The organism is Glaciecola sp. MF2-115, from assembly GCF_047250385.1.
Lineage (GTDB): Bacteria > Pseudomonadota > Gammaproteobacteria > Enterobacterales > Alteromonadaceae > Glaciecola.
The window spans coordinates 1-26,761 of sequence record NZ_JBLBVM010000046.1; the positions used below are offsets into that span (position 1 = coordinate 1).

The 26,761-nt window shown below is 41.4% G+C and carries 22 protein-coding genes; 16 read left to right on the plus strand and 6 right to left on the minus strand.

The features are described 5' to 3' along the window. Positions 1-298: 298 nt before the first annotated feature. Entirely contained in the window at positions 299-1,561 is a 1,263-nt protein-coding gene (locus ACKLNX_RS06565; protein ID WP_412971720.1) for a DUF418 domain-containing protein, read from the minus strand. 445 nt (positions 1,562-2,006) lie between these two features. Between ACKLNX_RS06565 and ACKLNX_RS06570 the strand changes: the two genes are divergently transcribed. From ACKLNX_RS06570 to ACKLNX_RS06595, 6 genes are all read left to right on the plus strand, one after another. Further along, on the plus strand, positions 2,007-4,361 hold the full coding sequence (locus tag ACKLNX_RS06570; RefSeq protein WP_412971721.1) for a DUF5916 domain-containing protein: 2,355 nt from the start codon (positions 2,007-2,009) through the stop codon (positions 4,359-4,361). Positions 4,362-4,507: 146 nt separating this feature from the next. Then, positions 4,508-4,936: a 30S ribosomal protein S6 gene (gene rpsF, locus ACKLNX_RS06575; protein ID WP_411694469.1), complete on the plus strand. Its 429-nt coding sequence runs from the start codon at positions 4,508-4,510 to the stop codon at positions 4,934-4,936. Continuing rightward, complete coding sequence (gene rpsR / locus ACKLNX_RS06580; RefSeq protein WP_297349894.1) at positions 4,936-5,163, plus strand: 30S ribosomal protein S18; 228 nt, start codon at positions 4,936-4,938, stop codon at positions 5,161-5,163. Before rpsF ends, rpsR begins: the two co-directional genes overlap by 1 nt. A gap of 21 nt (positions 5,164-5,184) precedes the next feature. Beyond that, the gene (gene rplI / locus ACKLNX_RS06585) at positions 5,185-5,637 is read left to right on the plus strand and encodes a 50S ribosomal protein L9 (RefSeq protein ID WP_411694470.1); all 453 of its coding nucleotides are present in this window, start codon (positions 5,185-5,187) and stop codon (positions 5,635-5,637) included. A gap of 246 nt (positions 5,638-5,883) precedes the next feature. Beyond that, positions 5,884-6,552 carry a DUF2975 domain-containing protein gene (locus tag ACKLNX_RS06590; RefSeq protein WP_412971722.1) on the plus strand — a complete coding sequence of 223 codons (669 nt, stop codon included), beginning with the start codon at positions 5,884-5,886 and terminating at the stop codon, positions 6,550-6,552. Beyond that, positions 6,553-6,771 (plus strand): helix-turn-helix domain-containing protein, encoded by a 219-nt coding sequence (locus ACKLNX_RS06595; RefSeq protein WP_411694472.1) that lies wholly within the window; start codon positions 6,553-6,555, stop codon positions 6,769-6,771. A 333-nt stretch (positions 6,772-7,104) separates the two neighbouring features. Here the strand turns inward: ACKLNX_RS06595 and ACKLNX_RS06600 are convergent, their stop codons facing one another. From ACKLNX_RS06600 to ACKLNX_RS06615, 4 genes are all read right to left on the minus strand, one after another. Then, entirely contained in the window at positions 7,105-9,039 is a 1,935-nt protein-coding gene (locus ACKLNX_RS06600) for a hypothetical protein (protein WP_412971723.1), read from the minus strand. A gap of 47 nt (positions 9,040-9,086) precedes the next feature. Next, entirely contained in the window at positions 9,087-14,186 is a 5,100-nt protein-coding gene (locus tag ACKLNX_RS06605; protein WP_412971724.1) for a DNA repair ATPase, read from the minus strand. Positions 14,187-14,271: 85 nt separating this feature from the next. Beyond that, the gene (locus ACKLNX_RS06610) at positions 14,272-16,296 is read right to left on the minus strand and encodes an SPFH domain-containing protein (protein ID WP_412971725.1); all 2,025 of its coding nucleotides are present in this window, start codon (positions 16,294-16,296) and stop codon (positions 14,272-14,274) included. Positions 16,297-16,359: 63 nt separating this feature from the next. Continuing rightward, positions 16,360-16,998: a hypothetical protein gene (locus ACKLNX_RS06615; RefSeq protein ID WP_411694476.1), complete on the minus strand. Its 639-nt coding sequence runs from the start codon at positions 16,996-16,998 to the stop codon at positions 16,360-16,362. 416 nt (positions 16,999-17,414) lie between these two features. On the opposite strand from ACKLNX_RS06615, the gene ACKLNX_RS06620 reads away from it, so the two are divergent. From ACKLNX_RS06620 to arsB, 5 genes are all read left to right on the plus strand, one after another. Next, positions 17,415-18,599 carry an acetyl-CoA C-acyltransferase gene (locus ACKLNX_RS06620; RefSeq protein WP_412971726.1) on the plus strand — a complete coding sequence of 395 codons (1,185 nt, stop codon included), beginning with the start codon at positions 17,415-17,417 and terminating at the stop codon, positions 18,597-18,599. A gap of 162 nt (positions 18,600-18,761) precedes the next feature. Further along, positions 18,762-19,097, plus strand: a complete 336-nt coding sequence (locus ACKLNX_RS06625; protein WP_411694478.1) for a metalloregulator ArsR/SmtB family transcription factor — start codon at positions 18,762-18,764, stop codon at positions 19,095-19,097. A gap of 16 nt (positions 19,098-19,113) precedes the next feature. Beyond that, the gene (locus tag ACKLNX_RS06630; protein ID WP_412971727.1) at positions 19,114-19,584 is read left to right on the plus strand and encodes an arsenate reductase ArsC; all 471 of its coding nucleotides are present in this window, start codon (positions 19,114-19,116) and stop codon (positions 19,582-19,584) included. Then, positions 19,584-20,303 (plus strand): arsenical resistance protein ArsH, encoded by a 720-nt coding sequence (gene arsH, locus ACKLNX_RS06635; RefSeq protein ID WP_412971728.1) that lies wholly within the window; start codon positions 19,584-19,586, stop codon positions 20,301-20,303. The genes ACKLNX_RS06630 and arsH overlap by 1 nt, the downstream gene beginning before the upstream one ends. A gap of 10 nt (positions 20,304-20,313) precedes the next feature. Then, the gene (arsB, locus tag ACKLNX_RS06640; RefSeq protein ID WP_412971729.1) at positions 20,314-21,330 is read left to right on the plus strand and encodes an ACR3 family arsenite efflux transporter; all 1,017 of its coding nucleotides are present in this window, start codon (positions 20,314-20,316) and stop codon (positions 21,328-21,330) included. Positions 21,331-21,446: 116 nt separating this feature from the next. Here arsB and ACKLNX_RS06645 read toward each other — a convergent pair whose 3' ends face one another. After that, on the minus strand, positions 21,447-22,076 hold the full coding sequence (locus ACKLNX_RS06645) for an MOSC domain-containing protein (RefSeq protein ID WP_412971730.1): 630 nt from the start codon (positions 22,074-22,076) through the stop codon (positions 21,447-21,449). Positions 22,077-22,319: 243 nt separating this feature from the next. On the opposite strand from ACKLNX_RS06645, the gene ACKLNX_RS06650 reads away from it, so the two are divergent. The 5 genes from ACKLNX_RS06650 (at position 22,320) to dnaB (ending at position 26,761) form a co-directional block, all read left to right on the plus strand. Continuing rightward, positions 22,320-22,895: an RNA polymerase sigma factor gene (locus tag ACKLNX_RS06650; RefSeq protein ID WP_412971731.1), complete on the plus strand. Its 576-nt coding sequence runs from the start codon at positions 22,320-22,322 to the stop codon at positions 22,893-22,895. Then, on the plus strand, positions 22,885-23,418 hold the full coding sequence (locus tag ACKLNX_RS06655) for a hypothetical protein (RefSeq protein WP_412971732.1): 534 nt from the start codon (positions 22,885-22,887) through the stop codon (positions 23,416-23,418). The genes ACKLNX_RS06650 and ACKLNX_RS06655 overlap by 11 nt, the downstream gene beginning before the upstream one ends. A 119-nt stretch (positions 23,419-23,537) precedes the next feature. Next, positions 23,538-24,503, plus strand: coding sequence for a DUF4097 family beta strand repeat-containing protein (locus ACKLNX_RS06660; protein WP_412971733.1), 966 nt, complete (start codon positions 23,538-23,540; stop codon positions 24,501-24,503). Between the two features lie 181 nt (positions 24,504-24,684). Then, positions 24,685-25,206 (plus strand): alpha/beta fold hydrolase, encoded by a 522-nt coding sequence (locus ACKLNX_RS06665; RefSeq protein WP_412971734.1) that lies wholly within the window; start codon positions 24,685-24,687, stop codon positions 25,204-25,206. 166 nt (positions 25,207-25,372) lie between these two features. Next, positions 25,373-26,761, plus strand: coding sequence for a replicative DNA helicase (dnaB, locus tag ACKLNX_RS06670; protein ID WP_411694487.1), 1,389 nt, complete (start codon positions 25,373-25,375; stop codon positions 26,759-26,761).

Below are 26,761 nucleotides of genomic sequence, written 5' to 3' on the forward strand. Positions count from 1 at the left end.
GACGATTTTAATAAAGTATGGCAATATTGTGTCTTAAACATAGTGGATCTCTTATTTGTTTTTTGGCGAAAATAATAAGATCACAATCCACTATGTTTTTCAAATTTTTGGGGAGCCCTCAGTGCCTTCGCAGGAATGACGCGTTGGATGTATCAGGTACGGTCTGGTTTAGGCTCTAATGAGACCACCGCCTGCGCGGTGGTGACGAGCAAAAATCTGCCTCTAAGGAGGCCACTGCCTACCTACACAGCAGCAAAAGGCAAGAAGCATCAAAAAACGCCAACATAAACAACGCCACTCAAGCACTTGTACTTGGCTTTAGAATACCTTGAATCTTAAACGTAGCTAATGTTCTCAAGAGAAATTCAAACGGCCCTTGCATAAAATAGCTCAGCCAATACTTTGAAAATAGTAGCTGAAAACCACATATCAAAACGATAATAGGGATAAGACCTAATCGTGTTAGTGAGCCATATAAGCCCAACCCAAAGCCATAGAAAATAACGATGCAAATGAATGATTGCATCAGGTAGTTCGTTAAGGCCATTCTGCCCACGCTAGCAACGTATTCGGTTGCTCTGCCAAAATAGCCATTTATTTGAAGCAATACGAATAAGCCAATATAGGCGATGGTCATTGCAATTGAGCCGATATTCGAGAGAAGCATGCCGTATTCAAAGTATGCTTGGGCATCCCAGTTGTGGGTGTAGTTCCAAAATAAAGCAGAGAAAGTAAAACTCATACCAATTATAAAACCAAATTGCGCCATCAATTGATATTCGGTTCTAGAGCGTTGTCCGCTTAAATAGCCTGTTCGATATAACAACATGCCTAATGTCATTAAGCCAAAAACTTTGCATACAGCCTGATAGAAAAGTTGATCGGTCACATAGGAGTCTGCTTCATTCTCATTTTGATCGTCTTGCATATCCTCATCTAAGTCTTGGAAGAATATTTCTCTATATTCGAGCATGTTGTCCTGATAGGAAGGAGATAAACGTTGCTCTTTGATCTTATCTACATGCTCCTGACTGGGCGAATAATCCTGCATTAACTCAAGCTTGGCAGTTCTTCCCATAACGGCCTCAGTGACATAGGCGTTGGAGCTAAGAATGACGCTCAAGCTTAGACTTATGATCGTAATGCTTAATAAAAACTTGGTGGAAGATTTATAAAAAGGAAAAACAAAAAGCGCAATGAGCGCATAGATTGAAAGTATATCGCCGTACCAGAGGAACCAGTAATGTAAAATACCAAAGACCAATAACCAAAACATCCTCGAGAAGTGACCACAGAATGTGCATTGTCCTCGTTCTTTGCGCTTTTCCGCCAATAGAATTATACCTGCACCGAAAAGAATCGAGAATAATCCCATGAATTTTTGATCGGCGAAGATCTGAAATAACGAAAAAAGAAAATGGTTCATAGCACTTGTATTGTCGAACACTGTGGGATTTAAATATGCAGCTGACGGCATTGAAAACGAGATGATATTCATTGTGGGTAAGCCTAAAACTGCAATACCTCGCAATACATCTAAGCTTTGAATTCGGGATGTCATTTTCCTTCAAACTCCTTTTTGATTAATGACTGCAAAAATACAAAAGTGTTACTTGCCGAAAGACATTATAATAAATGCCAGTGAAATTCACTTTTTATTACATGAATATCGCTTTATTTCTTTGGCGTTTTTTCAGGAATATAGCAACCTTTTCGACGTCAGTTACGACTAACACTCTAAAATCTGCCAATTAGACTCTGTTGCTTAGAAATTAGCTGACTATTATGAATGGTGGGTATTTTATAAACTAAAGTTTATATCTTGTTACAAATGTTAATCCAAATCATCCGCTTTGACGCATGGTAACTTGTCAGATAAACCAGTAAACTCCGCGTTTCACTGACTTAACTCGCATTGTAAGGTGTGAAAGGAGCAATAATTGCCTCTTTAGAACATTGGGATTGTTTTGTTCAGAATATCTGTGTTGTAAAAGATTAGGAAGTATATGTTGAAACTCAGAACAGGCCGTTTATCCTTCTCCGCAGCTTTGCTGTTTGTCTTTATTACTCTCATTTCTTCTGCCAATGCTCAAGATATACAAAACCCACCTCAGTTACTTAAATCTAAATTCGATACAATTAGCATTCCTTTTCACAATGAAAAGCCGACTATCGATGGTGTTCTTGACGAAGCGGTTTGGCAAAAGGCGGGCAAAGCACATTTGAATTATGTTGTCAGGCCTTTCGAAAACACAATTCCCCCCGTTAATACTGATGTTTTCTACTATGAAGATGGTGCCAACCTTTACGTTGCGTATATTGCTCATGATTTCAAGCCAGACGATATCCGAGTGTTTTTGCGTGACCGTGATGATACATGGGGCCAAGACATGGTTGGAGTCAAAATTGATACATACGGCGATGGTAGATTAGCTTATCAGTACTTTGTTAACCCATTGGGCGTGCAAACCGACAGCATCGAAAATGAAATGACGGGTAATGAAAGTGCCAGCTGGAACGGTATTTGGCTATCTGAAGGACGCATTACTGATAAGGGATATGTTGTTGAGTTTGCTATTCCATTACGTCTTATGAACTTCGAAGAGTCAGAAGAGGAAAAGCATTGGGGTATTGAGTTTGTTCGTTTTTATCCACGCGCTGATGAACTCAGAATCTCTCATCTGCCGACCGATCGCGATAACGCTTGTAATTTGTGCCAAATGGGCGGCGCGAGGGGCTTCAAAAATGCGCGACAAGGCGAGAGTTTAGCTATTGTTCCTACTGCGGTTTTAGGTGCTGCGAGAACTCGGGATCCCGAGCAGAGTAATGATTGGGATTATCAAAATAACCAAGAAGTTGGACTTAACGTTAATTGGTCGATTACTCCAGAAATCAGCCTGCAAGGAACATTGAATCCAGATTTTTCTCAGGTTGAGGCGGATGTCGCTCAACTTAGTATCAATAACACATTTGCGCTCTTCTTCGGCGAACGTCGCCCTTTCTTCGTTAAAAATGCAGACTATTTCTCATCTTTCCAAAATTTAATTTACACCAGAAACATCAACGCACCAGATTATGGTTTGAAGATTACTGGTCGCAAGGACAAACATTCCCTAGGTCTGTTTGTCGCAAATGATGAGCAAACTACATTCCTAGTGCCAGGTAACTTAGGTTCAAGCGTCGCCTCCTTTGAAGAGGCCTCACTTAATTTGGGTGGGAGATACCGTTTTGACTACTCCGATGATTTAGCCATTGGTACTGTATTGACTTTAAGAGAAGCGGATCATTATCACAACTATTTAAGTTCGATTGATCTTAAGTACCGTTTGTCCGATCAAGATACGATATCAGCGCAAATAATTGCGACGGAAACGGAATATCCAGATGAACTCTACAAAGGCTTTTGTGATGAAGAGTGCTTAAACCCATCTGATTATAACGAATCTACTTTACGTACCAATAAGGAGGGGAGTTTCACGGGCCTTTCTTACATTCTCGATTATCGAAAAGAAACCAGTAACTATTACATTCGAGCAAGACATCAATATGCTGACGAAGGCTATCGTGCAGATTTAGGTTTTCAATCGCAAGTGGATAGACGGGTATCCGTCATTGGTGGTGGCTATAACTGGTGGAATGAAAACTCTTGGTGGAACAACATTAATATAGATGGTGATTGGGATATTTCACACAACGGCGAGGGAGAGTTAATTGAAAAGGAGTTAGAGGGGCGAATTCGAATTTCAGGCGACTATCAAACAAGATTTGAAGTAGGTGCGCGCAAAAGAGATCGTGTAGGCCTTCGCATCGATCCTAGTATTCTCGCAATAGATGGTAATTCGAATTTATTCCAAGAATACTCCTACAAAATGTTCTTTAGAACGAGTCCGAATCAGCATCTAAATTTTGGCGTATTCCAACGTGTAGGTGATGAAGTCGATTTTGTGAACAACAGACTTGGCGAACAAGTTTATATCGAACCCTTCATTAACTTGAATCTTGGCAGACATATAAAGCTGAATATGCAGCACACCTATAGCAAACTCGATTCAAATGACAAGCCACTCTTTAATGCTAATCTCACCGATATAAGAATGACGTATCAGTTTGATCAAAAACAATTTTTTAGAGTGACACTTGCGTATTCAGACATCAGCAGAAATCAAGATAACTATGATTTTGATGTGGATGAAGACTCAAAAAATGTGGGATTCCAGCTATTGTATTCTTATAAGCTAAACCCCTTAACCAAGTTCTTTGTTGGTTATGCCGATAGTGCGTATGACAACGATTCCTTAAATAAGCTCAAAACCAATCAGCAGTCGGTGTTCATGAAGTTTAGTTACGCTTGGCTACGTTAATATCCAAAGTCCTTCGAACAGCGCATTTATAGCTTGTATATAAAGACATCAATGTGTACAATGCGCGCCCTTGAAGTCAACATCTCAGTTCCTTGTCTCCATGTAGACGACTTCACTACGCGAGACTACAACCGTAAGGAGCAATAATGCGACATTACGAAATCGTATTCATGGTTCACCCTGATCAGAGTGAACAAGTGCCAGGCATGATTGAAAAATACACTGGTATTCTTGAGCAAGACGGCGGAAAAATCCACCGTATGGAAGATTGGGGTCGCCGTCAATTGGCTTATCCAATCGAAAAACTTCATAAAGCTCATTACGTTCTTATTAACGCTGAAGCAACTGCAGAAGCTGTTGAAGAATTAGAAACTGCTTTCCGTTTTAACGACATCATTCTACGTAACCTAGTTATGCGCCTTAAAGACGCTGTTACTGAACAGTCTCCAATGGCTAAAGAAGAGCGTCGCGACGATCGTAGACCACCACGTGATGAAAAATCTTACGATGCACCTGCAGAAACAACTGCTCCTGCTGCAACGGAAGAAGTTAAATCAGAAGAAGGAGACGCATAATGGCTCGTTTTTTCAGACGTCGTAAATTTTGCCGCTTTTCAGCTGAAGGCGCAGAAGTTATTGACTATAAAGACATCCCTATGTTGAAAAACTACGTAACTGAAAGCGGTAAGATTGTTCCTAGCCGTATTACTGGTACTAGCGCTAAATATCAGCGTCAGTTGGCAACTGCAATTAAGCGTGCGCGCTTCTTAGCATTGTTACCATATACAGACTCACACAAATAAGATTGGCAAAGAGGTAGCAAGATGGAAATCATACTACTAGACAAAGTCGCCAACTTAGGCGGTCTAGGTGACAAGGTCACAGTAAAATCAGGTTACGCACGTAACTTTTTATTCCCACAGCAAAAAGCTGTTCCAGCAACTAAAGCTAACGTTGAAAAGTTTGAACAACGTCGCGCTGAGTTGGAAGCTAAAATTGCTGAGCAACTAGCTGCTGCGCAAGCACGTGCTGATAAACTTTCTGCTCTTGAAGCAGTTACTATCGCATCTCCTGCTGGCGACGAAGGTAAGTTGTTCGGTTCTGTTGGTACTCGCGATATCGCAGATGCAGTTACTGCAGCTGGCGTTGAGATTACTAAAGCAGAAGTTAAATTACCTACTGGTACTTTACGTGAGACAGGCGAATTCGAAATCGATATTCAATTGCACTCAGAAGTAATGTCTTCAGTTAAATTGGTAATTATCCAAGAAGCTTAATTGCTAAGGCAACACTCTGTTTAAGAGTGGCGTTTAGAAATTAGAAACACCGCAACTTTGTATAAAGTTGCGGTGGCAAAATAATGATAAGAAAATGACGTGTTATCAGTAGATTACTTGTATTATATCAACTGTTAGTTATCTAATATCAATATTTATATATCGAATAACGATAAAAAATAATTGATAAACGGTATTTTTGTGTCTATAGTGTTTGTGAGTTGATTAAAACCACAGGACATTAACATGCAAGATTCAAACACAACAATGGACGACAAGCAGTACATGCGTCTCACTCAAATCGTAAAGAAATTTATGGACTTCTTTTGGTACCTTTCCATTTTATCGCTTTCCGCTTGGTCAGTTGCGATATTGGTAATAGGCCTAAATATTCCAGACGCAGCAAGTGAGCGTCATACGGATATTACCTTCCCCATAGCATTTAAAGTACATACTAGTTCAGAACCGATATCACTTAGTGATGAAGCCGCTATCAGTGAGATTATGCATGGCCAAGGCGAGGTAAAATTGAATAACACGCAGAGTCATAAAGCGTGGTACGTATCCAACTTTATCATTGTAGTGATGGGCCTTGTTAGCCTTGTGGGCATTTGGCTGGGGCGCAAGATACTAACGAACTTGGCACTTAAGCAACCGTTCCATGATGAAAACCCAGGGCTCATACGTAATTTGGGACTCGTGTTTATTATCTGGAATATTCTCAACCCGTTTGCAGTCTACCTTGGTGGTATGGTGATCATTTCCGATGTGGGCCAATTGGCAGCTGACGTGGAGCTAAGCCCCGCTTTCAGTATCAATATGTTAGGCCTGTTCACCGGTGTGACTATTCTAGTAATCGCACAAGTTATCAAGGAGGCAGCGCGAATTCAGTATGAACAATCGCTGACTATATAAATGGACAAGATAATTAAAGTAAATCTCGACTTACTCTTGGTTCAGCGAAAAATGTCATTAACTGAATTATCAGAAAAAGTAGGCATTACGATGGCTAACCTTTCAACATTGAAAAGAGGGAAAGCAAAAGCGATTCGCTTTACTACCTTGTTGGCTATTTGTGAGGCCTTAGAGTGCGAGCCAGGCGACTTACTTGAGCTAGAAGAAGTCACTAGCTAGGTGGCGTTTTAAACGCCGTAATAAATGCCCCTTAGTACTTGCGAGGGCACAATTATGTTCGGTTAAGCATAAACTTCGTCATTCCGTCGAAGGACGGAATCTCCTTGGAACACGATGATTTGCTTTAAAAACAAGCCTTAAACCTAATTTTCTGGGTTCCAAGGAGATTCCTGACGCCTCAGGAATGACGGTCGATGTCTTAAACGAACAGTATTATGCCTGCGCAGGAACGACGGGCTTTTAGCTAGAGTGACGGGCTTTTGGCAGGAATGATGGGCTTTTAGCAGGAGCGATGTGGTGAACCGCTAAAACAACTTAGGCCGAAGGGTGAAACTACAGCGGTGAAGAAATTGCTTGTTTATATCCAGATAATTTTTCGCAGAGATCAGTTCGAACTTGTTGCTTTACGTCTTTGCCTATTTCGGAGCGGCGGAATGCGGGGTCTACTGAGCCATAGTTTTCACATTGCAAATAATGTAATTCGTGTGGATTGAGTGAAGACGGATTGTATATTGTTGGCATGTTTTCCAATTGACTTGGATTAAAAAAGTTTTCACTTTTAGTCAGTAAAAGCCATTTCAATACGCCATTATTTAAGTGGTCGGCACCACTGAGGCCTACGCCGTTTTTCAACAGCCAATTAATGGCATTTTTGTTTTTAGCGCGAACCGCAGCGAGCATATCACTATCATTGTATACAAAGCCGAGATTGGTTGATGCGTCGAGAGTTCGAATACTGCGGACTAATGAAATTATATAAAAACGAAGGATCTCCTGCTTTTCTAAAGTATTTATTTCTGCCGACAGCAATGCCAATTGTTCACTGGTATCCATGTTCGGAGCAGGTTCAAAAATGGCACCTACAACATTATCGAAAAAAGCCCTATGTTCATCAACTCTGAATTCTTGAGGCTTTAAATCCAAAGTCCCTGAGTAATACATCACGTTTGCTCTAGCAACATATAGCCTAGATATTTCGGCGAGCTCTTTATCGACTTCTGCAAAGTCTTCATCAGACTTAATTCGAGTGTTATACCAGCTTAATAATTCTTCTTGAGTCCAATGAAATTCGGTTGCATTCATGCAATCAGAATTGGGGTTAACTCGCAAGATGTACAAAGGCCATTTTCTGCGAGCGGCGTTGAGTTTTTCAGCAATTTCCTTATCACTGAGATCAAGGATATCCAAGTTTGGCGTGTATCTTATGTAGTCCTCAATATTTAGTCCATAGTCGATAAACTTGTCCATCACATTGTCTTTTGTAAATAGACTGATGGCAATTAAGTCGTTGAAGCTGGGTGGTCCGACAATAATTTCAAGCTGTTGTTGCATTTGAATAAAAGCTAACTTACTCATGGAAGTGCGTTGGGCACCGTTTTTCAATGCGTAATAAAGTGACGCATCTTGATTTGGGTAGAAGTTAATATCCATATTGAGTATGTAAGGCAGGTACTCGAAGTTGCCATTGGATAGGGCAAGAAATAATAGATCGTTGCCCCTATCAACATAGCTCTTTGATAAAGGCGATGATCCTGACGCTTTTTCAAGGAGCACCTCCAAAAAACTGGTTGATATTTGGAAGCTGGAACTAAATAACTTAAATACAAAGTCATTGTCGATATCGTCGTGCGTATCAAGAATTTGTTTGAAAGACTCAATACTAATTTGTCTACTAAATACGGCTAAAATTGCTGTTAGGTACTCTTTGTTGCCTGCATATTTAAGGTTAAGCGATTCAAAATCATCGTTTTTAGTGTTGGATATTTCCGAGATAATATCCTGACCCATCGGCATCATTAAACTATCTGATTCGTCATATAGTGTTTGCAGATCACCATACTGACTCTGTCGATTATTCATCGAGTATTGATGATAAGAAGGGCTATGCTTTAAATTACTTGAATCAATGCTTTTGCGGTTCGCGCTGTACGTTTTGGCTCTAGCGATATTCTGTTCCCAATCGTAACCAATAATCTCGATGTCTTTGTCTGCACAATAACCGAGAGTCGAGTTTAAAGGCGCTGCAGATTCAATTCTCGTAGGTTTGTTTATCGTTGCTTTTTCTTCAGTTAGCTCTAATGCGGGCAATGAATATTCACTGTCATTTTGAGGCTCTACATACTGCTCAATGTAAGTGTTGGATGGAAGATATAGCAACAATGCAACGACGACCATAACAATAAACAGGCTCGCCACAACAATATGAAAAAGGCTTACCTTTCCATATTCTAAGCTTCGTTGGCGAGTTGTCTGTTTTTTATAAATCACTTAATTTCACCTGCCTTTCGAGTTTACTTGGCTCATGATCAAGCTGACTACTTTTTATCTTCACTCTTACTTTTAGTCGTTTTCTTTTTGGTACTTGTTTTTGGTTCCCCTGACCAAGCTTTACTCAATAATTGCATGGCCGCAGCAACCCGGTTAATAGGACGAATAAGGTCACTGGTATCTGACTGTTCCATGTCTACTTTAATCGCTTCAAGGGCGCTGGCCATACTAGACAACTGTCTCACAGCTTGTAACTGCGGGTCGCCATCAATATTTTGAGACTGCTTGCTATCAAAAGCAGAACAAATATGCTGCCATCTAGCCTCTTGTTCTGGGCTCATTACACCGCGTAATAAAGCAAGTTTTAACAGGTTCTCTTCCGCCCCTGATGTCAGAGTTTGCGCTTCGCCAGTATAGTGGTCACCAATTAATCGCATAAGCTCAGCCTGATTCATTACGGCAGACACTTTCTCTGTCATCTTATTCATGTTGCGATAACTGCCTTGCAATTTGAATGGCGGTTCCTGGCGATAATCCTCAGCCGTAGCAGCCGATTCGATATATTGTAAATTCACTTTCAAAATGACTTCTTGAATCACTTTTAAATGCTTCAGAACAGCTACAATTTCGTTTACCTCGGCAGCGCTATATTGATGGCTTAAATCACTTGTAGCTACTTCTTCACCTTCAGCCATTGCGACAAACTTGTATACATCTTTCATATCTCTTAACGCAAGTGGAGCTAGAACAGGGTTAGAAGTGAGTGCATTTTCAATATAACTCAACGCAAACTGCTCTTCTTTACCACCAAGGACGTCACCTAAGTTATAGATGTCCGCGCGGTTTGCCAGCATGTCAGGGACTTTAAATACATCACCTGATTCGGTGTATGGGTTTCCGGCCATGACTACGCAAAATTTCTTGCCGCGCATATCATAGGTTTTACTTTCTCCTTTCCATACGCCCTCTATACGGCGCGTTCCGTCACAAAGTGAAATGAATTTCTGTAAAAACTCAGGGTGCGTATGTTGTATATCATCAAGATACAACATAACGTTATTACCCATTTCCAAACCTAAATTTAACTTCTCTAATTCTTGCTTAGCTGTCGCATTCGGTGCGTTTTCAGGATCAATTGATGTGACATCATGACCTAGCGACGGGCAGTTTATTTTCATGAACACCAAGCCAAGACGAGCGGCGGTATATTCCATCAAGGTCGTCTTACCATAACCTGGCGGAGAGATGAGTAAGAGTAAACCCATCAAGTCGGTACGTTTATTTTCACCAACGGTACCCATCTGTTTTGCAAGGTTATCACCAATAATGGGCAAGTAAACTTCGTTGATTAAGCGGTTACGCACAAACGAGCTTAAGGGCTTAGCGTTGTAGGCATCTAATTGCAGCTCTTTCTGGCTCTGTTTCATTAGCTTGCTGCGCAGTTCGTGATAACGCTTATAGTTAGGGACATCGACACTATGGTAGCGAGACAGTCTTTGATTAAATTCGTCCAAAGCAATCGACATGCTTGAGTCTTTAATTCGAAGGTGGTCGCTTAATAAATCGGTGACCTTCGCATTCAAATTAATACTACTACTTCGCAATGGAAGCTCAGTACCGACAAGAACCAAGGCCGTTGCTTCATCTACATAATGCTTTTGTTGTTCTAGATCGGCTTTGCCTGCCAAGGTTGCAAATATCCATGCATTCGTTAGCGTCCATTGCTCTTCTAATCCATTTACTACAGCATTTGGTTTTATGTCTTGTTTAATGAGCTCATTAAACTGCAGCATTGCATTGTTAAAATCACTACTGTGACCGAGCTTTTTAAGCTCTTCGCTAAACTGCTTTTGAATATTAACAGCCGATTGACTGCTGATAAAAGCAAGTTTGCTTTGTGCAAGCTCTAAGCTTAAATACTCGGCGCTTTGAATTTGCACCGAGGGTGCAAAATGTAATTGGTAGCGTGTTACAAACGCACTGAACTCTTCCTTCAATTGCTCCCGTAATTGAACAAATCCCTGTATTGTATGAAATGAGGATGATAGTAAGTACGCACTTTTTGCATGGCTTTGCCATATCCGCTTCTGATTTTCTGATGCTGTGCTATGAGTCCAAAAGAGCATAGCTAAAGCTCTTGCTTCCGGCGCATACCTAAGCAAGTCAGCTTTTGCATGAATTGGCAGTAAGGCCTGCAAAATCTGCAAAGCATCAGAATCGTGTATGCCTTTTTCATAACCCTCTTGATAACGAGCGGTCATATACTCTCGAATCAGTTTCGAAAGGGCTTTATCATCCTCTGCTAATTCGTAGAGTCTGTTTAAAGATAAGCCGTTTTGCTGTGTTTCCGCATCTTTTAAAATTACCGATACTAAAAATTCAGCGCGAGTCACTTCTTGGTTTTCGGAAATTAAGTTTTGTTGCCAATAAGGGCGCAGGGAATTTAATTCTTCATTGTGAATTGCTTCGAAGTAGTCAGTCCCTACTAAATGACGATAGAGTCCATCGTCTCTAGGTATCAAGGTTAAATCAAGGGCCTGTTTATTCACGCTGAACTTATGTTTGCCCAGCTTAATGACAGAGCCACCATCTTCAAATATATCTTGCTTGTCGCGCAGTGAACGTATCCCTTGTTCTTTTACGCTCTTGAGTTGGGCTTCAAGTTCATCCGCTTTAATGGCGTCGTTGATGTCACGCAGTTGCGCAACTAAATCTGCAATCTTCATGATCATAGGATCTGAAGCGAAATAGGTATTTAAATCGGTCGCATCATTAAAGCCCATTGCGCGTCGACTAACGCCTTTTAGGATTCTTTCTGCGGCGCTAAAAATATTTTGTGCGCGCCTTTGCTGTTCTTCCATTAAGCTTTGTTTGCGGCTTTCAAATGCGCTATGCAACTCTTCGCGTTTCTCCATTATGTCAGCGAGGAATTGGTCAAATTCACTGAATTTTGATTCAAGCTCTTCTAGCTGGATTAGCAATCGAGATAACTGCTCTTCCGCTTTATCAGGCGTATCTGCCATCACTAACGCACTATTGATACTTTGTGAGAAGAGACGAAATTGTGCTGCAAATTCTGCAGTGGCTTCGCTGGAACCTAGTTGTTTGCGACGGTTTCTTCCCTGAGCTTTTATTTTATTTAATTTACTGTAGATTTCAGAGATATCATCTAGGATTTTTGTGCGTTTAGTCGCATCATCAATTTTAAGGCCATTGAGGACTTCAGTAAGCAGGTCCAAACCTAACGATAGCTTTTCTAGTTCATCGTTAACTTCATCAATGACGACGACAATTTCAGCGCTCGCAATTCGCTTATCGAGAGTTTCGATACTGTCGATGTAAGGTTGAAGAGCGGTATCATGCGACAGGAATTGCACAGTGGCATTGCTTACCTCATCAAAAGCCTCGTTGGCAGCTTCATCGAGTTGCTCTAGGCGCTCGCGGTCAATATACCGTTGGTCTTTTAGAGTCACTAAAAATCCGCGCTGTTTGCGCAAGGACATTAGACAATCGACGAACTCCTGCGGCGTCTTCCAACTAGAAATGCGAATTGCGCTAATAACTTCTTGTTGTTTTTCCTCAGCTTCAGATAATGCCGTTGTTGCTTGTTCACGAATTTGTTCCACTTTTTCAAATTCGTCAATGACCAGTTCTGCTGTGGTATTAATCTCTTTGATGATATCGCCGAGTCCGTCAACTTCGGCATCGCTCATCCAGTAATACGTATCGAACATAGACTTGGCAGTCTTAATCAAGTCCTCGTAAGAAGCGCGAGTAGGGTTATTGGTATTCACAATACGGTGAATGGATACTAAATCGGAGATACCTCGGACCAATTCCTTATTACCGATCCTGCTAAAGAAGCTGTCGGTGCTCGGTTGCTTTGCTGCAAATTCATCACTGTAATAAGGTGTTTCCCAAACCTGCATCGGATGCACGCGAGTGGCTTCATCTTCAGAACTAAAGATGACCATTTTGCCATCTTCAAAAATACTGTAACCATGAGCGTATATCGGGTTTTGCAGCTCTTTACGAATGAGGTTATAAGAATATAAACCTGCTAATCCAGACTCGGGCTCATAAAAAATAAATAGAACGTCTTCACCATTCGGTGAGCGGAGCATGCGCCTGAATGTTAAACCAGGAATATCATCGGGAAACTTTTTCGTTTCGCCATTTTGAAGATAATATCCGCCAGGGAAAATAATGCCATGATCTTCAGGTAAAGAAACGCAGGCCAAACCAATCTCGTCAATGCGGTTTACTTGCTTTGTTCGAGTATTGAAGACTAAATAGCGGTAATTCTTTTCGCGATAAGGCTTAATTTTAAGAAGAACCAGTGAACCGACACGTGCAAACTGCACATCAGCGTCAGCTAAACTTTGCGTTCTGTCTTCTACTTCTTCGTTGTAAATACCGAGACCGTCTTCTGTATTATTCTCAACTTTTATTGTCAGTTGACCGTTAGTGGTTTCGACAAAGACAACATCGAGAATGTTGATGTGGGGATGGCTTCCTTCTTCGTGTTGTTCACGCCCTACGTTTTGCCATTCAAAGTCATGTGAAGGGGCTTTTTTGATTGCGCGTTCGCCGCGATTATCAATATAGTTCGCGCTACCGTCCTTCTCTATTCGCCATTGGAAAACACGGATATCTTCTAGTTTTTGTCCAATTTGAAACACTGCGAATAAGGTTTGATTTTGTACTTTTAATTGTATTAAGCGGGCTTCTTTATAGTAAGTGTAAAGCTCATTAAATTCTTTAACGAAAGTAGGGTTATCTAAGAAACTACCAGATAATTCCTTTTGTTCGAGCTCGTAAGTGCCTTCCTTTTCAACTAGATGGTAAAGGCTAAATACATCGGCAACTTGTGTTTCTTTTTTTAAACCAATAAACACGTTGTAAGCAAATAAGAGATCGTTACCAACAGGCACGATATCCCGGGCTATGCAGTTATTCTCGGTGCGCACTCTCACGCGACCAGAAACGTCAAGTTTAGCTTGGCCAAACTCGGTGATGCGGGCGTTGTTTAGATTATCTACTTTGCTTTTTAGCGCGGCGGCTTGCTCGACCAAACGCGCACGAATCACTTCGTAAGCGCCACCATCAGCGACTGCTTGATCGAGCTGTTCTTGTTCCGTTGCCATGCGTATTCCTGCTCCTTACCTTACTAGCTTTGGCGATAAAAAGTTAGCGCTGCTTGCGTGCAGCGCTGGTAATCGCCAAACGGTCTTAGCTAGGGCTTTGTTCGCCTTCACCACTCGTCTTTTTATTCAGTGCGTTCATTACCATTTCCATCACTTGCGGATTGTCGCCGCTCTCTTTCAAGAATTTAGCAATTAGTGCAGTGACGGCAGTGTCCTTGGCATTGCCACTGGCGCCGCCAAATCCAGCAACTAGCTCTTTCGCATCTTCAACAAAACTTGCATCACCTTTAAAGTGTGGAGCAAAAGCTGTGCCTAAAGTCTCTGATTTACCAATAGTGCCATCTATCGATTTACCGACAGACAAAGATTTAACAAAGCTATCAAAGTAAGCTGTATCACCACCAACGATATCGATGTTTGCTTGTTTCAGCGCTTCGGCTAATACGATAGCTTGCTGCTGAGCGATATCGACATTCGTATCAATTGACTTGATAATTTGCTCATGCTGTTTATCAAGGCGCATTCTAAATTCTTCGTGCGCTTTTTGCTCTGGTGACATAGTGGCCATCGCCGCGAATTTCTTCGTCATGCCTTCAGCTTCGGCTTCGGCTTTCTTCGCTAACACTTCAGCTTCGGCAACACCGCTTTTCTCAATTGCATCAGCCATCGCTTCTTTCACACGTACATCAGCCATTCCTTCTTTCTCTTTGGCTAATGCTTGGGCTTCCATTACCTTCGCTTCGGCTAGGCCATCAGCGGCGCTAAGTGCTTCACGACCAGCGGCATCTTGGCGTTGTGACTGCGCGCGTTTTTCAGCTACCTCTAGGTCGGCGGTTGCCGTGATAGATTTTTCTTTTGCAAGATATTCAGCTGATTTCTCAGCAGCTTCAGCTGCTTTGATATCTTTCACCAGGGCTTCTTCAGCTTCAGCTTCCGCTTGAATAACGCGAGATTTCTTATTGCGATCAGCTTCAGAAACAACTCTAAGTTCGTTAATTTCTTCTTCACGTTCCGCGACTGTCTTATCCACTTCAATACGCGAACGGATAACTTCTGCAATTTCACGCTTCTCATGTTCAATCAGTTTCTCATTGGCAATACGCTGCAATGATGCTTCTTTTTCACGGTCGATTTGCTCTAGCTCTCTAGCACGAATAACGCGTTCTTCTTCGATGCCAATAGCGCGTAAACGATTGTTCTCAGCAACTTCAATTTCACGCTGTTTGTTTTGCTCTTGAACTTGAATTTCTTGCTCTGCCAATACGCGTGCTTGCTCAGCTTTCAAGTGTTCTTCATGTTGAACACGCTCGGTTTCAGCTTTTTCTCTTGAGCGAACCGTCGCAACTTCACGTTCTTGCTTGGCTACCGCATCGGCTTCTTGGCGTTCTAGTTCTAAAATCGCTTCACGAGTTTCAACATCTTTGCGCTTAATTTTCATCTCTTCATCACGTTGGAACACGTTGGTTTGAATGTGTTGATCCGCTGTAAGTTGAGTGATTTTTCGAATACCTTGTGAATCCAAAATGTTATTTGGGTCAAGTTTCTCGATAGGCGTTTGTTCAAGATAATCAATTGCGACGTCTTCAAGCACATAGCCATTCAGATCGGTGCCAATATTATCAATGATCATATCGCGGAAGTTATCGCGTTTTGCATACAAGTCTTCGAATTCAAGTGACTTACCAACCGTTTTTAAGGCTTCTGAGAATTTCGCACTGAATAGATCTTCTAGTGTTGCAATGTTTGACGCGCGCTCACATCCAATGGCTTGAGCAACTTTAAGAACGTCATCACGGTTTTTATTCACTTTTACAAAGAAGGCAACTTTGATGTCTGCGCGGATATTGTCCTTACATATGAGGCCATCGGTCCCGCTTCTATCAACTTCGATGGTTTTTAGTGAAATATCCATCACTTCGAGTTTATGGAATACAGGAAGTACGACACCACCAGTAAAGGTTACTTTTGGCTCGGAGCGCATGGTATTGACTATCATGGCTCGACCTTGTTCTACTTTCTTGTACAATCTTGCCAGCATAAAAACGATGGCTAGAAAGGTGACGACAACGGCCACAGAGACCGATGCCCAGAAAATAAGTGTTTCACTCATAAGTTTACTCCTTAAACTACTAAAATTGGGTAATAGGGATTGATTAAAAAAAGGGGGTGTAAATTAAATATGTTGGGTAGAGGACATTGCCATTAATTCCGCTTCCGTTACTACAATATAAGTGTCATCGTCTTTGTTAAAGTCAATCAATACAACTCTTGAGCCGCCAGCAATTTGGTTGTCTGGTGCGGTTCTAACACTATAAATCATGCCATCTTCAGCGCGTGCTTGTCCGAAGTTTTCTGTTACGGTTTGTGTCGTAACGATGCAATAAGTACCTATTAAATCTGATTTTTTAACGCCTTCGTGAGTTTTGAATACACTTCTAAGAGGTTTGCTCGTATATGCAGCGAATGGAATTGCTAACAAGAGAGCGAATACGGCCAGAACGAAACCAGAAGCAGTTGCTGATAAAATACCATCGAATAGTGGCGCAATATACTTTCTCGCCATGTAAATAAATACAAAGCCATATATCTCGACAAGAGTAATAGCGACAGTTAATGGGACGCCATCTAAACCTAAGGATTCTAAAAAGGACGAGCCTGTGCCGTCAGCAGCATCTGTATCGACATCAGGGTCGAGTATTTCAATATCAATCGCGCCGAGTAGGGCAAAAAGCCAAAACACGATCATGATCATCAATGGAATGGTGAAAGCAATAATGGGTAGACTAAAAATGTACTCTAAGAAGTTGTCCACTGAAGATCCTTATCTGATGGCGTTCCATTTAAGTGTTTAAAGCGTTAGCTGAAGCTCCATTATGGCTTCTGAATTGCTTGAATATAAGTTACTGAAACTACCTTTAGCAACACTTGCTGTCAATCATTAGTATGTGTAAAACAAGAAATTAAACATATTAATTGTATTGAAATATGTACCTGTAAACCAACTGGCAATGGCTAGTTATGGATTTTTTGTTCGTTGTTTTGAGAACTTTGAGTGCCATTACTATCACTATTAAGTATTGATTCACATAAAAAAGCAAAATAGCTATTGGCTTGATATCAATTTGCTTTAGTCGCACTATTATTGTCTATGAGCAAGGTTGAAGTCGAGTTGTCATTCAAAGCGCTTTGAGCTCGCACTCTGATACTACAAATATAAGGAATCTCGCTATGAAAGAAGCTGTAATTGTTTCGACGGCACGTACACCCATTGGTCGCGCTTACCGTGGTGCATTCAACAATATTAAATCACCTACTATGACAGCGCATGCTATCAAACATGCTGTTGAGCGCTCTGGCGTGGAAGGCGGAGAAATTGATGATGTAATTATCGGTTCGGTGTTGAATGCTGGGAGTGCAGGTAACAACATAGCTCGTTTAGCGAGTTTAGCCGCGGGTTTACCTTATTCGGTTTCAGGGCAAACGGTTGATAGACAATGTTCATCGGGCCTTATGGCTATTGCAAACGCAGCGAAGCAGATCATTGTTGATGGTATGGATGTTGTTGTAGCTGGTGGCCAAGAGAACATTTCAGAAATCCAAGCTAAGTATTATGAGTGGGCAAGTAAAAGCATGGATAAAAACGTAACCGATAAAGCAGAGCATGCTTACATGCCCATGCTTTATACGGCTGAAAACGTTATTAAGAAATTTAATATTTCACGTGAAGCTCAAGATGAATATGCCTTGATGTCTCAGCAACGCACCGCTGCTGCCCAAGCCGCTGGGAAGTTCGATGATGAAATCGTTCCTTTAAGTTCAACTATGGGCATTATGAACAAAGAAACAAAAGAGATTACATTCAAAGATGTAACTTTAGAAAAAGATGAAGGTAATCGTCCATCAACAACATTAGAAAGTTTGCAGGGCTTGAAGCCTGTCGTTGAAGGAGGAAGTGTAACTGCGGGTAATGCCAGTCAGCTTTCCGATGGTGCGTCAGCCTGTGTTGTTATGGAAGCTAAGATGGCAGAGAAGCGTGGTCTAGCACCTTTAGGCATATACCGTGGTATGACTGTTGCGGGAAATGAGCCAGAGGAAATGGGCATCGGTCCAATTTATGCCATTCCTAAGTTACTTAAATTACATGGCTTGAGCATTAATGATATTGGCTTGTGGGAACTTAATGAAGCCTTCGCCTGTCAAGCATTGTACTGCCGAGACAAGTTAGGCATTGACCCAGAAATTTACAACGTCAACGGTGGCGCTATTTCTATAGGGCATCCTTATGGTATGACAGGTGCAAGAGCGGTAGGACACGCCTTAATAGAAGGTAAGCGTCGTGGTGTTAAGTATGTGGTCGTCACTATGTGTGTTGGTGGTGGTATGGGTGCTGCGGGTTTGTTTGAAATCGCGTAAAGCATACATATAAATATGTAAATAAAGCGTAGATTTATTTAAAGCCCTAAAAGTTAATTCGACTTTTAGGGCTTTTTCTTTTTATCTCTATCAAAATAATTATTGATTAAATTGCTTTCATATGCGAAATTTCACATATGTGTTATTTCGAATATGTAGAGCATGAATCCGTGTACCTTTTTTAAATGCCTCGCTGATGAAACGCGACTCAAAACACTTCTGTTAATTGTTAAAGCTGGAGAAGCTTGTGTATGCGATCTTATGGCTGCATTAAGCCTAGACCAGCCCAAAGCTTCTCGTCATTTAGCACAGTTACGAAAATGTGGCATTTTAGTCGATGAAAGACGCGGTAAGTGGGTGTTTTACAAATTGCACCCAGCACTTCCGGAATGGACGAAAGACGTCATAAATAATACCGCTGAAAATAACGATGACTATTATAGTTCTGCTTTACAGAAACTACAGGCATCACAATCCTCTTCACTTTCTTGTTGTTAATTAAAGGCGACTAAACATGAAAATACTCTATATATGTACACACAACAGGTGCAGAAGCATTTTGTCAGAAGCTATTACTAATGGAATGGCGAACGGCCTTATTCAGGCTAAAAGTGCGGGCAGTCAGCCGGTTGGAGAAGTGCATCCCTTATCATTAAAATATTTGAAGCAAGAAGGTTATTCAACTGAAGGTTTACAAAGTCAGTCTTGGGATGAGTTTGAAGACTTCAAACCCGACTTAGTCGTGACGGTTTGTGATTCTGCTGCTGGCGAAACTTGCCCTGTTTATTTTGGTAAAAGCCTGAAAGTGCATTGGGGTTTAAGTGATCCTTCCAAAATTGAAGGCGACGACTTGCAAATTGAGACTGCCTTCTTAGCTTGTATTACCGAAATAAGCGAGCGTGTTAACAAGCTAAAAAGTATTGCTGCGAAAAACTTAGATAAAGATGCACTTAAGGCAGAGCTTGCCACGATTGGAGTGCAATAATGACGGTGCTCGATCCTAGCTTACCAAACATCATAAACGATGAACTTCAAGTACCAAGCATTCAAGCTATGGCAAAAATCGCTGCTCAACATAAGCCTAGAATTCTGCTTTTGTATGGCTCATTAAGAAAACGTTCGTTTAGCCGACTGGTCGTTGAAGAGAGTGCTCGTTTGTTAAATGCGTTTGGTGCAGAAACACGTATATTTAATCCTCAAGGATTGCCGCAACCTGACACCGAAGATGAATTCCATCCCAAAGTAAAAGAGTTGCGTGAATTGATGATTTGGTCAGAGGGGCAAGTTTGGTGCTCGCCCGAACGACATGGCGCAATGACAGGCATTTTCAAAAGTCAGATCGATTGGGTGCCATTAAGTTTAGGTGGTGTGCGCCCAACCCAAGGCAAAACCTTAGCAATAATGCAGGTATGTGGCGGTTCCCAATCTTTCAATGCGGTAAATCAAATGCGTATTTTAGGCCGTTGGATGCGTATGGTGACTATTCCAAATCAGTCATCTGTGGCAAAAGCCTTTCTGGAATTTGAAGAGGATGGCCGTATGAAACCTTCGCCATATTATAATCGAATTGTCGATGTTATGGAGGAGTTGATGAAATTCACTTTATTGCTTAGAGATAATAAAGAGCATTTTGTTGACCGTTATTCGGAGCGCGTTGAAAGCGCAGAACAAGTCAGTCAACGCGTAAACCAAAAGTCACTTTAAGGAAACTCAAATGGGATTGTTTGAACGTTATTTATCAGTTTGGGTAGGTCTGGCAATTATTGTCGGGATTATCGCTGGCTCGATGATGCCAGAAGTGTTTGCCATTATTGCGGAGTTAGAATACGCGCATGTGAATATTGTCATTGCTATTCTAATTTGGTTAATGATTTATCCAATGATGGTGCAAATAGACTTCTCATCAATAAAAGATGTAGGAAAGAAGCCTAAAGGACTCATACTAACCTTGGTTATAAACTGGTTGGTGAAACCATTTACAATGGCTTTCCTTGGTTGGTTATTCTTCAAAGTTCTGTTTGCTGATTGGGTGGATCCTGAAACGGCAACAGAGTACATCGCAGGTATGATATTGCTGGGTGTCGCGCCTTGTACTGCAATGGTATTCGTATGGAGTCAGTTAACCAAAGGTGATGCCAATTACACCTTAGTACAAGTATCAATTAACGATGTCATAATGATCTTTGCCTTCGCTCCAATCGCTGGGTTCTTGCTTGGGATCACGGATATTACAGTGCCTTGGGACACGCTTTTGCTATCAGTCGTACTCTATGTGCTAGTGCCACTTATCGCTGGTGCTTTAACGCGTAAAAAGCTTGAGAATGGTAATGATCATTCAAAATTAGATCAATTCTTAGCAGCAATAAAGCCTTTTTCCATTATGGGCTTGCTCGCCACGGTGACGCTTTTGTTTGGCTTTCAGGCAGAAACAATCATGAATAAACCTGAAGCTATCGTTCTGATCGCAATTCCCTTACTGATCCAAACTTACGGCATCTTCGCCATCGCATATTGGTTTGCGAAGCGCATGAAATTGCCTCACAACGTTGCTGCGCCAGCTTGTATGATTGGTACTTCAAACTTTTTTGAGCTTGCCGTCGCGGTTGCTATTTCACTCTTTGGACTGCATTCAGGGGCTGCTCTTGCTACTGTAGTAGGTGTGCTGGTGGAGGTGCCAGTGATGTTGTCTTTGGTGTGGTTTGCTAATCGAACTCGTCATTGGTTCAACTAAGTCGGCTGTTTGCCACTTGAAATCAAAATAGGTGCGGTGCATGAGCGCCCGCCTATTTACTTTATCACCTTTCCTTTCCCGCTTTATTTATTCGACATTTATTCGACTTTATTTACTCACGTTGATTTAGTCAACTTTCTACGCCACTCGGCCGCTAAGCCGTTTATTTTAGCTGCATCAAGTTTCTCACTGCTTGGGCTACCCTTTTCGCGCACCAGGCGCATAATTTCCGCGATTGATTTCGTGTTTTGTAAACGATACTCAAGCTTAATCTCATCGCCGACGTTCATTATTCCAGTTTCGATTACACGGAAATACCAACCCGTTATACCTTGCTCACCAATAAACAAATCAATGTTTTGAAAGCCATAGCGTTGATTGATTTTGACACATGGTGCGCGCGGAGAGTTTACTTGTATGATCACAGAACCGATACGGTAAGTGTCCCCAATGAATACGTTACGATCATTCATCAATGGAGCAGAAATGTTTTCCCCAATGCTACCGATGGCCAGCTTTTCAGCAATGGCAGTAAATTCATTTTGCAAGACGACGTAGCTTTCTTGGGAAAATTGGTGCAATGCCATTTCAGGACCGCCGTGCAACTTCTTGTTACCTTGCTCATCTTCAATAGCGCCGTCAATTTCAATATGTAGTTGCTCAAACGGCCGTTTGATAATACTGCTAGGAGATTGACGAGGTCCAAACGCTTTTGGTTTACCTGCAAATAGCGCATCAACTAACATTCAGACATTTCCTTAACAGTTATCAAGATAATCATTACAGCATAAAGTAGCACAAGCGTTGGATTAATAAAGTGATTAAGATGCAAATCGTATATTGGGAAACGCATTTCTGGCATCTATTAATCTAAATAAATTTTCAAAAATATTTTCACTATTTAAACCTTTTTCAACTGAACTGCGACATACTCTTTGAAACATAATTAATGCTCAAAGCAAAAACAAACTGAAAAGAATAACAATAATATGAACCCGAAACTAAGCGTAGTGAACAATACGGACATCGAACTAGCTGAAAAAGCTCAGTTGGAAAAGTCCTTGATCGACGCTTCGAAACAAGGGGATAAATTGGCATTTAAGGGTTTGTACGAATTGCACATTAATCGGGTTTACGGCTTATGTTTTCGATTGTGTGCGGACAAATCCTTAGCTGAGGATGCGGCACAAGAAGTGTTTATTCAGTTATGGCGCAAGCTAGATAACTTTGATGGTACGAGCCAGTTTTCTACTTGGTTACATAGTGTGACCTCAAACGTCACGATTTCCTATATACGAAAACAACGTGGCTGGTGGCAAAAGATGTTTAGCATTGAGCACACCATTGCAATGGAAAGCGAAGCTGAGGGCTCAATCGCTGATGCGAATTTAGAGCGTTATATATATCAATTACCAGAGCGTGCTAGATGGGTATTTGTGCTGCATGCAATTGAAGGGTATCGACACGAAGAAATCGCGAAAATATTAGATATGGCAGTAGGCACGAGTAAAGCGCAATTTCATCGCGCGAAAAGTTTAATACAAGGGTGGATGGATGATGAATAAGAGTAAAGATAATCGTCTGGACGAAGCTCTCGAAAAGCGAATTGAACAAATGGCTTTAGATAAACAGCCAGAAAGAGACTTATGGAAAGGAATTGAGCAAGCATTAGAGCTTGACGCAAAGCAAAGTGCGAGCGCCGAAAAGTCACACACTGAAGGTAAGCACCTGTTTCGAAGTCCGAAGCCGATGTTTGCAATGGCTGCTAGTTTCTTAGTGTTAGTCGTAGTCGGATGGATGTCTTTTGAAAGCGGTAAAAACTTGCAAGGTGAAAACCTAGTTGCGGCGATGTCAGAACAACATAATTTACAAAAGCAATCCCTCTTGATCCGATTTAAAGATCAGCCTGCGTCAACGGACAACTGGCAACAACAAATTGAAGAGCTGGATGAAGCAGCGCAAGCGATTAAGAAAGCACTTGCCCAAGAACCGAATAATCCAGCACTGCTGAAGATGTTAAAGAATGTATATGAGCAACAAATGGCCATTATTGAGCGCGTACATGAACCACGCTGGGATCGTATTTAAGAGTTTCGGCTCTCGATACTGTAAATACGCATTAAGCGTTGTATCAAGCCTAACAATAAATATGACGACCCAGCAACATTTCAACGACAAAGAGTCAAAAACTTACTAACGAGGTAATTATGAAATCATTAATAGGCCGAACAGCCGCCGTAATTGGCTTTAGCTTGCTCGCACTGATGGTTAACGCTAAACAGAATGTAAATGAATCAATGGAAGCAGATCCGAAAGGAAAAGTAGAGATTGAACATGTTAGCGGTTCAGCGAAAATCATTGGATGGGACAAAAAAGAAGTTAGCGTTACGGGTGTATTGGGTGAATATACCGATGAATTTAAATTCGAACGTGATGGTTCGTCAATCATCATTCACGTAAAACAAAAACGCACTAGCAGGGGATGGAATAATTGGGGGAGTGAACAAGGCGATGAGCTTGTGATACACGTTCCAATGAATAGCCAGGTTGATTACACCTCAACAAATGCACAACTTGAAATGAAAGGCATTCATGGTGGAGCTAATGTTGATGTAGTAAACGGTGACATCGAAGTAGATGACTTGCTAGGTCGCATTCGTCTTGAATCTGTTAATGGCAATATCAAAGCACGTCGCTTAGATGGTGATGTCGCGATAGAGACGGTGAATGGCAACATTATTGGAAAACACAGCGGTAAAAAGGAACTTAAACTAAGCACTGTGAATGGCGACATTGAAATTGAGAGCGATAGTCCCGAAGTGAGAGCGGAAACCGTTAATGGCGATATCGAATTGGTGCTGCAAGAGGTGACTGAAGTTATCATGAATACAGTTAATGGTTCGATTGATGTTGTCATGGATTTGCAAAAAAATGGTCGAGTTGAAGCTTCCTCAGTAGGTGGTTCAGTTGACTTAATGTTTCAGAAGGACGTTGCAGCAAAATTTGATATTGAAGCACATGCGGGTGGCTCGATTAAAAACAAAATCACTGACAAAGAACAGAGCAAAGCTAAGTATGGGCCTAGACGTTGGTTAGAATTTAGTACAGCCAATCCTACCGCGACTGTTGAAGTATCTACTGTTCATGGACGTGTAAAAGTGTCAACGAAGTAAAGCATTTTGAATGTAAGGCTATATACATATATTATTTCTTCACAAATTAATGGTAGCTTTTAAGTTAAAGCATTAAGCGAGAAATAAAATAGAAATTTCAAATGTTGTTTATTTTATTGGTGGCGCCGCTGACAAGACTCGAGAAAGCTTCGGACTTGTTAGGTGGGGCCCCACAAATTTAATGGGCTTGTGTCGAACCGCTTTTGATCAGAAAAAAGGTTCGAGCTGCGAAACCCACTATTACGGTTATTTAGAGAAGGACGCTATTGCCGAAAGCATTGTCCAAGTTAAACAAGCAAAGCCAGATGTGCGAATAAATCTAGTAGGTCACAGTCGCGGCGGGGCCGTTGCGAATGAGTTAGCTTTAAACATACTTCCCTCACTTAATATTAATGCGAATGTTGTTGTTTTACTTGATCCCGTAAAGGCCAACCCTCTTGATAAGTTTACCATTCCAAAAAATAACAACGCTCAATTAACGAGTCTGTATGTTTGTATCTTTGCCAAGCCTTTAAACCGAGACCCAACTGATTACGTTGCCATTGTTGGTGGGCAATATGGAAAGCGTCTACAGGCATATTGCGACTTTTACATTGAAGCAGATGCTAATCATGGCGAGCCAATGGACATGCTTAAAACGGTATTGGATGAAAAAGAGACCTCTGCTTGGGACATGTTATTAGCGGAGTCGAAGAAGTCATAAATTTTATTGAGTGCTTACTAACAAGCATAAACCTGATACTAAAGCCTGATAGCGGCGAATTTGCTTGCTTGTCTTAAATCACTGCCCATTTTCTTCATATTTTTAACAGACAAGATGGTTTTTTTCGCGCATAATAATCGACCCAAAAATCAACCGTGCACTGCAATTGAATTTTCAAGATAAACCTAAAAAAGACGATGTCGAACAGCTAAAGATACCTCCGCACTCTATTGAAGCGGAGCAATCAGTGCTGGGCAGTATGATGATCGCCCCCGATTCATGGGACAAGGTTGCTGAAATTGTAGTGGAAAGTGATTTTTATAACCGTTCACATCGAACAATCTTTGCTGCGATTATCAAACTTTTAAGTAATAACCAATCTGTCGATACCGTTACTGTTAAAGATAATCTCGCTCAAAATGGTCTGTTAGAAGAGGCCGGTGGTTTTTCCTACCTTATTGAATTGGCGAAGAATACACCCAGTGCCGCTAACGTTACTGCTTATGCAAACGTCATTCGCGAGCGCGCTGTCGTTAGAGAGCTCATCGGCGTTGCGCACGACATTGCTGATGTGGGTTACAACCCAGAAGGGCGAGACAGCGCTGAAATTCTTGATTTAGCAGAGTCGAAAGTTTTTGAGATCGCCGAGAAACGCACAGGTGAGAACGAAGGCCCTAAAGATGTCACAACGGTTCTGACTAAAACAGTCAATAGACTTGATGAGTTAGTTAAGCAAGGCAAAGATATTACCGGCGTATCAACCGGCTATACCGACCTTGATGACAAAACAAGCGGTTTACAACGTTCCGATCTTATCATTGTCGCAGCTCGACCCTCTATGGGTAAAACCACATTTGCGATGAACTTATGTGAAAACGCAATGATGTTGCAAGACAAACCTGTTTTAGTTTTCAGTCTTGAAATGCCCGCAGAACAAATCATGATGAGAATGCTCGCGTCTTTAAGTAGAGTAAACCAAACACATATTCGAACCGCTCAGCTTGATGATGAAGAGTGGGCTAGGATGTCTGGCACAATCAAAACATTAAAGCAGAAAGATAATCTATTCATCGATGATTCATCCGGTCTTACTCCAATGGAGTTGCGTACTAGAGCTAGAAAGATAGCGCGAGATAAAGGCGGGATTTCATTAATCATGATTGATTACCTTCAATTAATGCGCGTGCCTTCATTGAGTGAGAACCGTACATTAGAGATTGCGGAAATATCCCGTTCATTGAAGGCTTTGGCGAAAGAGCTAGAAGTGCCTGTCGTTGCGTTATCGCAGCTAAACCGAACACTAGAACAACGAGCGGACAAAAGGCCTATCAATTCAGATTTGCGTGAATCAGGCTCTATAGAGCAGGATGCCGATTTGATTATGTTTATCTATCGCGATGAAGTTTATAACGAAGCTTCCGAGTTAAAAGGTATTGCTGAAATAATTATTGGTAAGCAAAGGAATGGACCAATCGGGACAAGTCGACTTACCTTTCAAGGTCAATTTTCTCGATTTGATAATTATGCAGGCCCAGCATTTGATGATGAATATTAG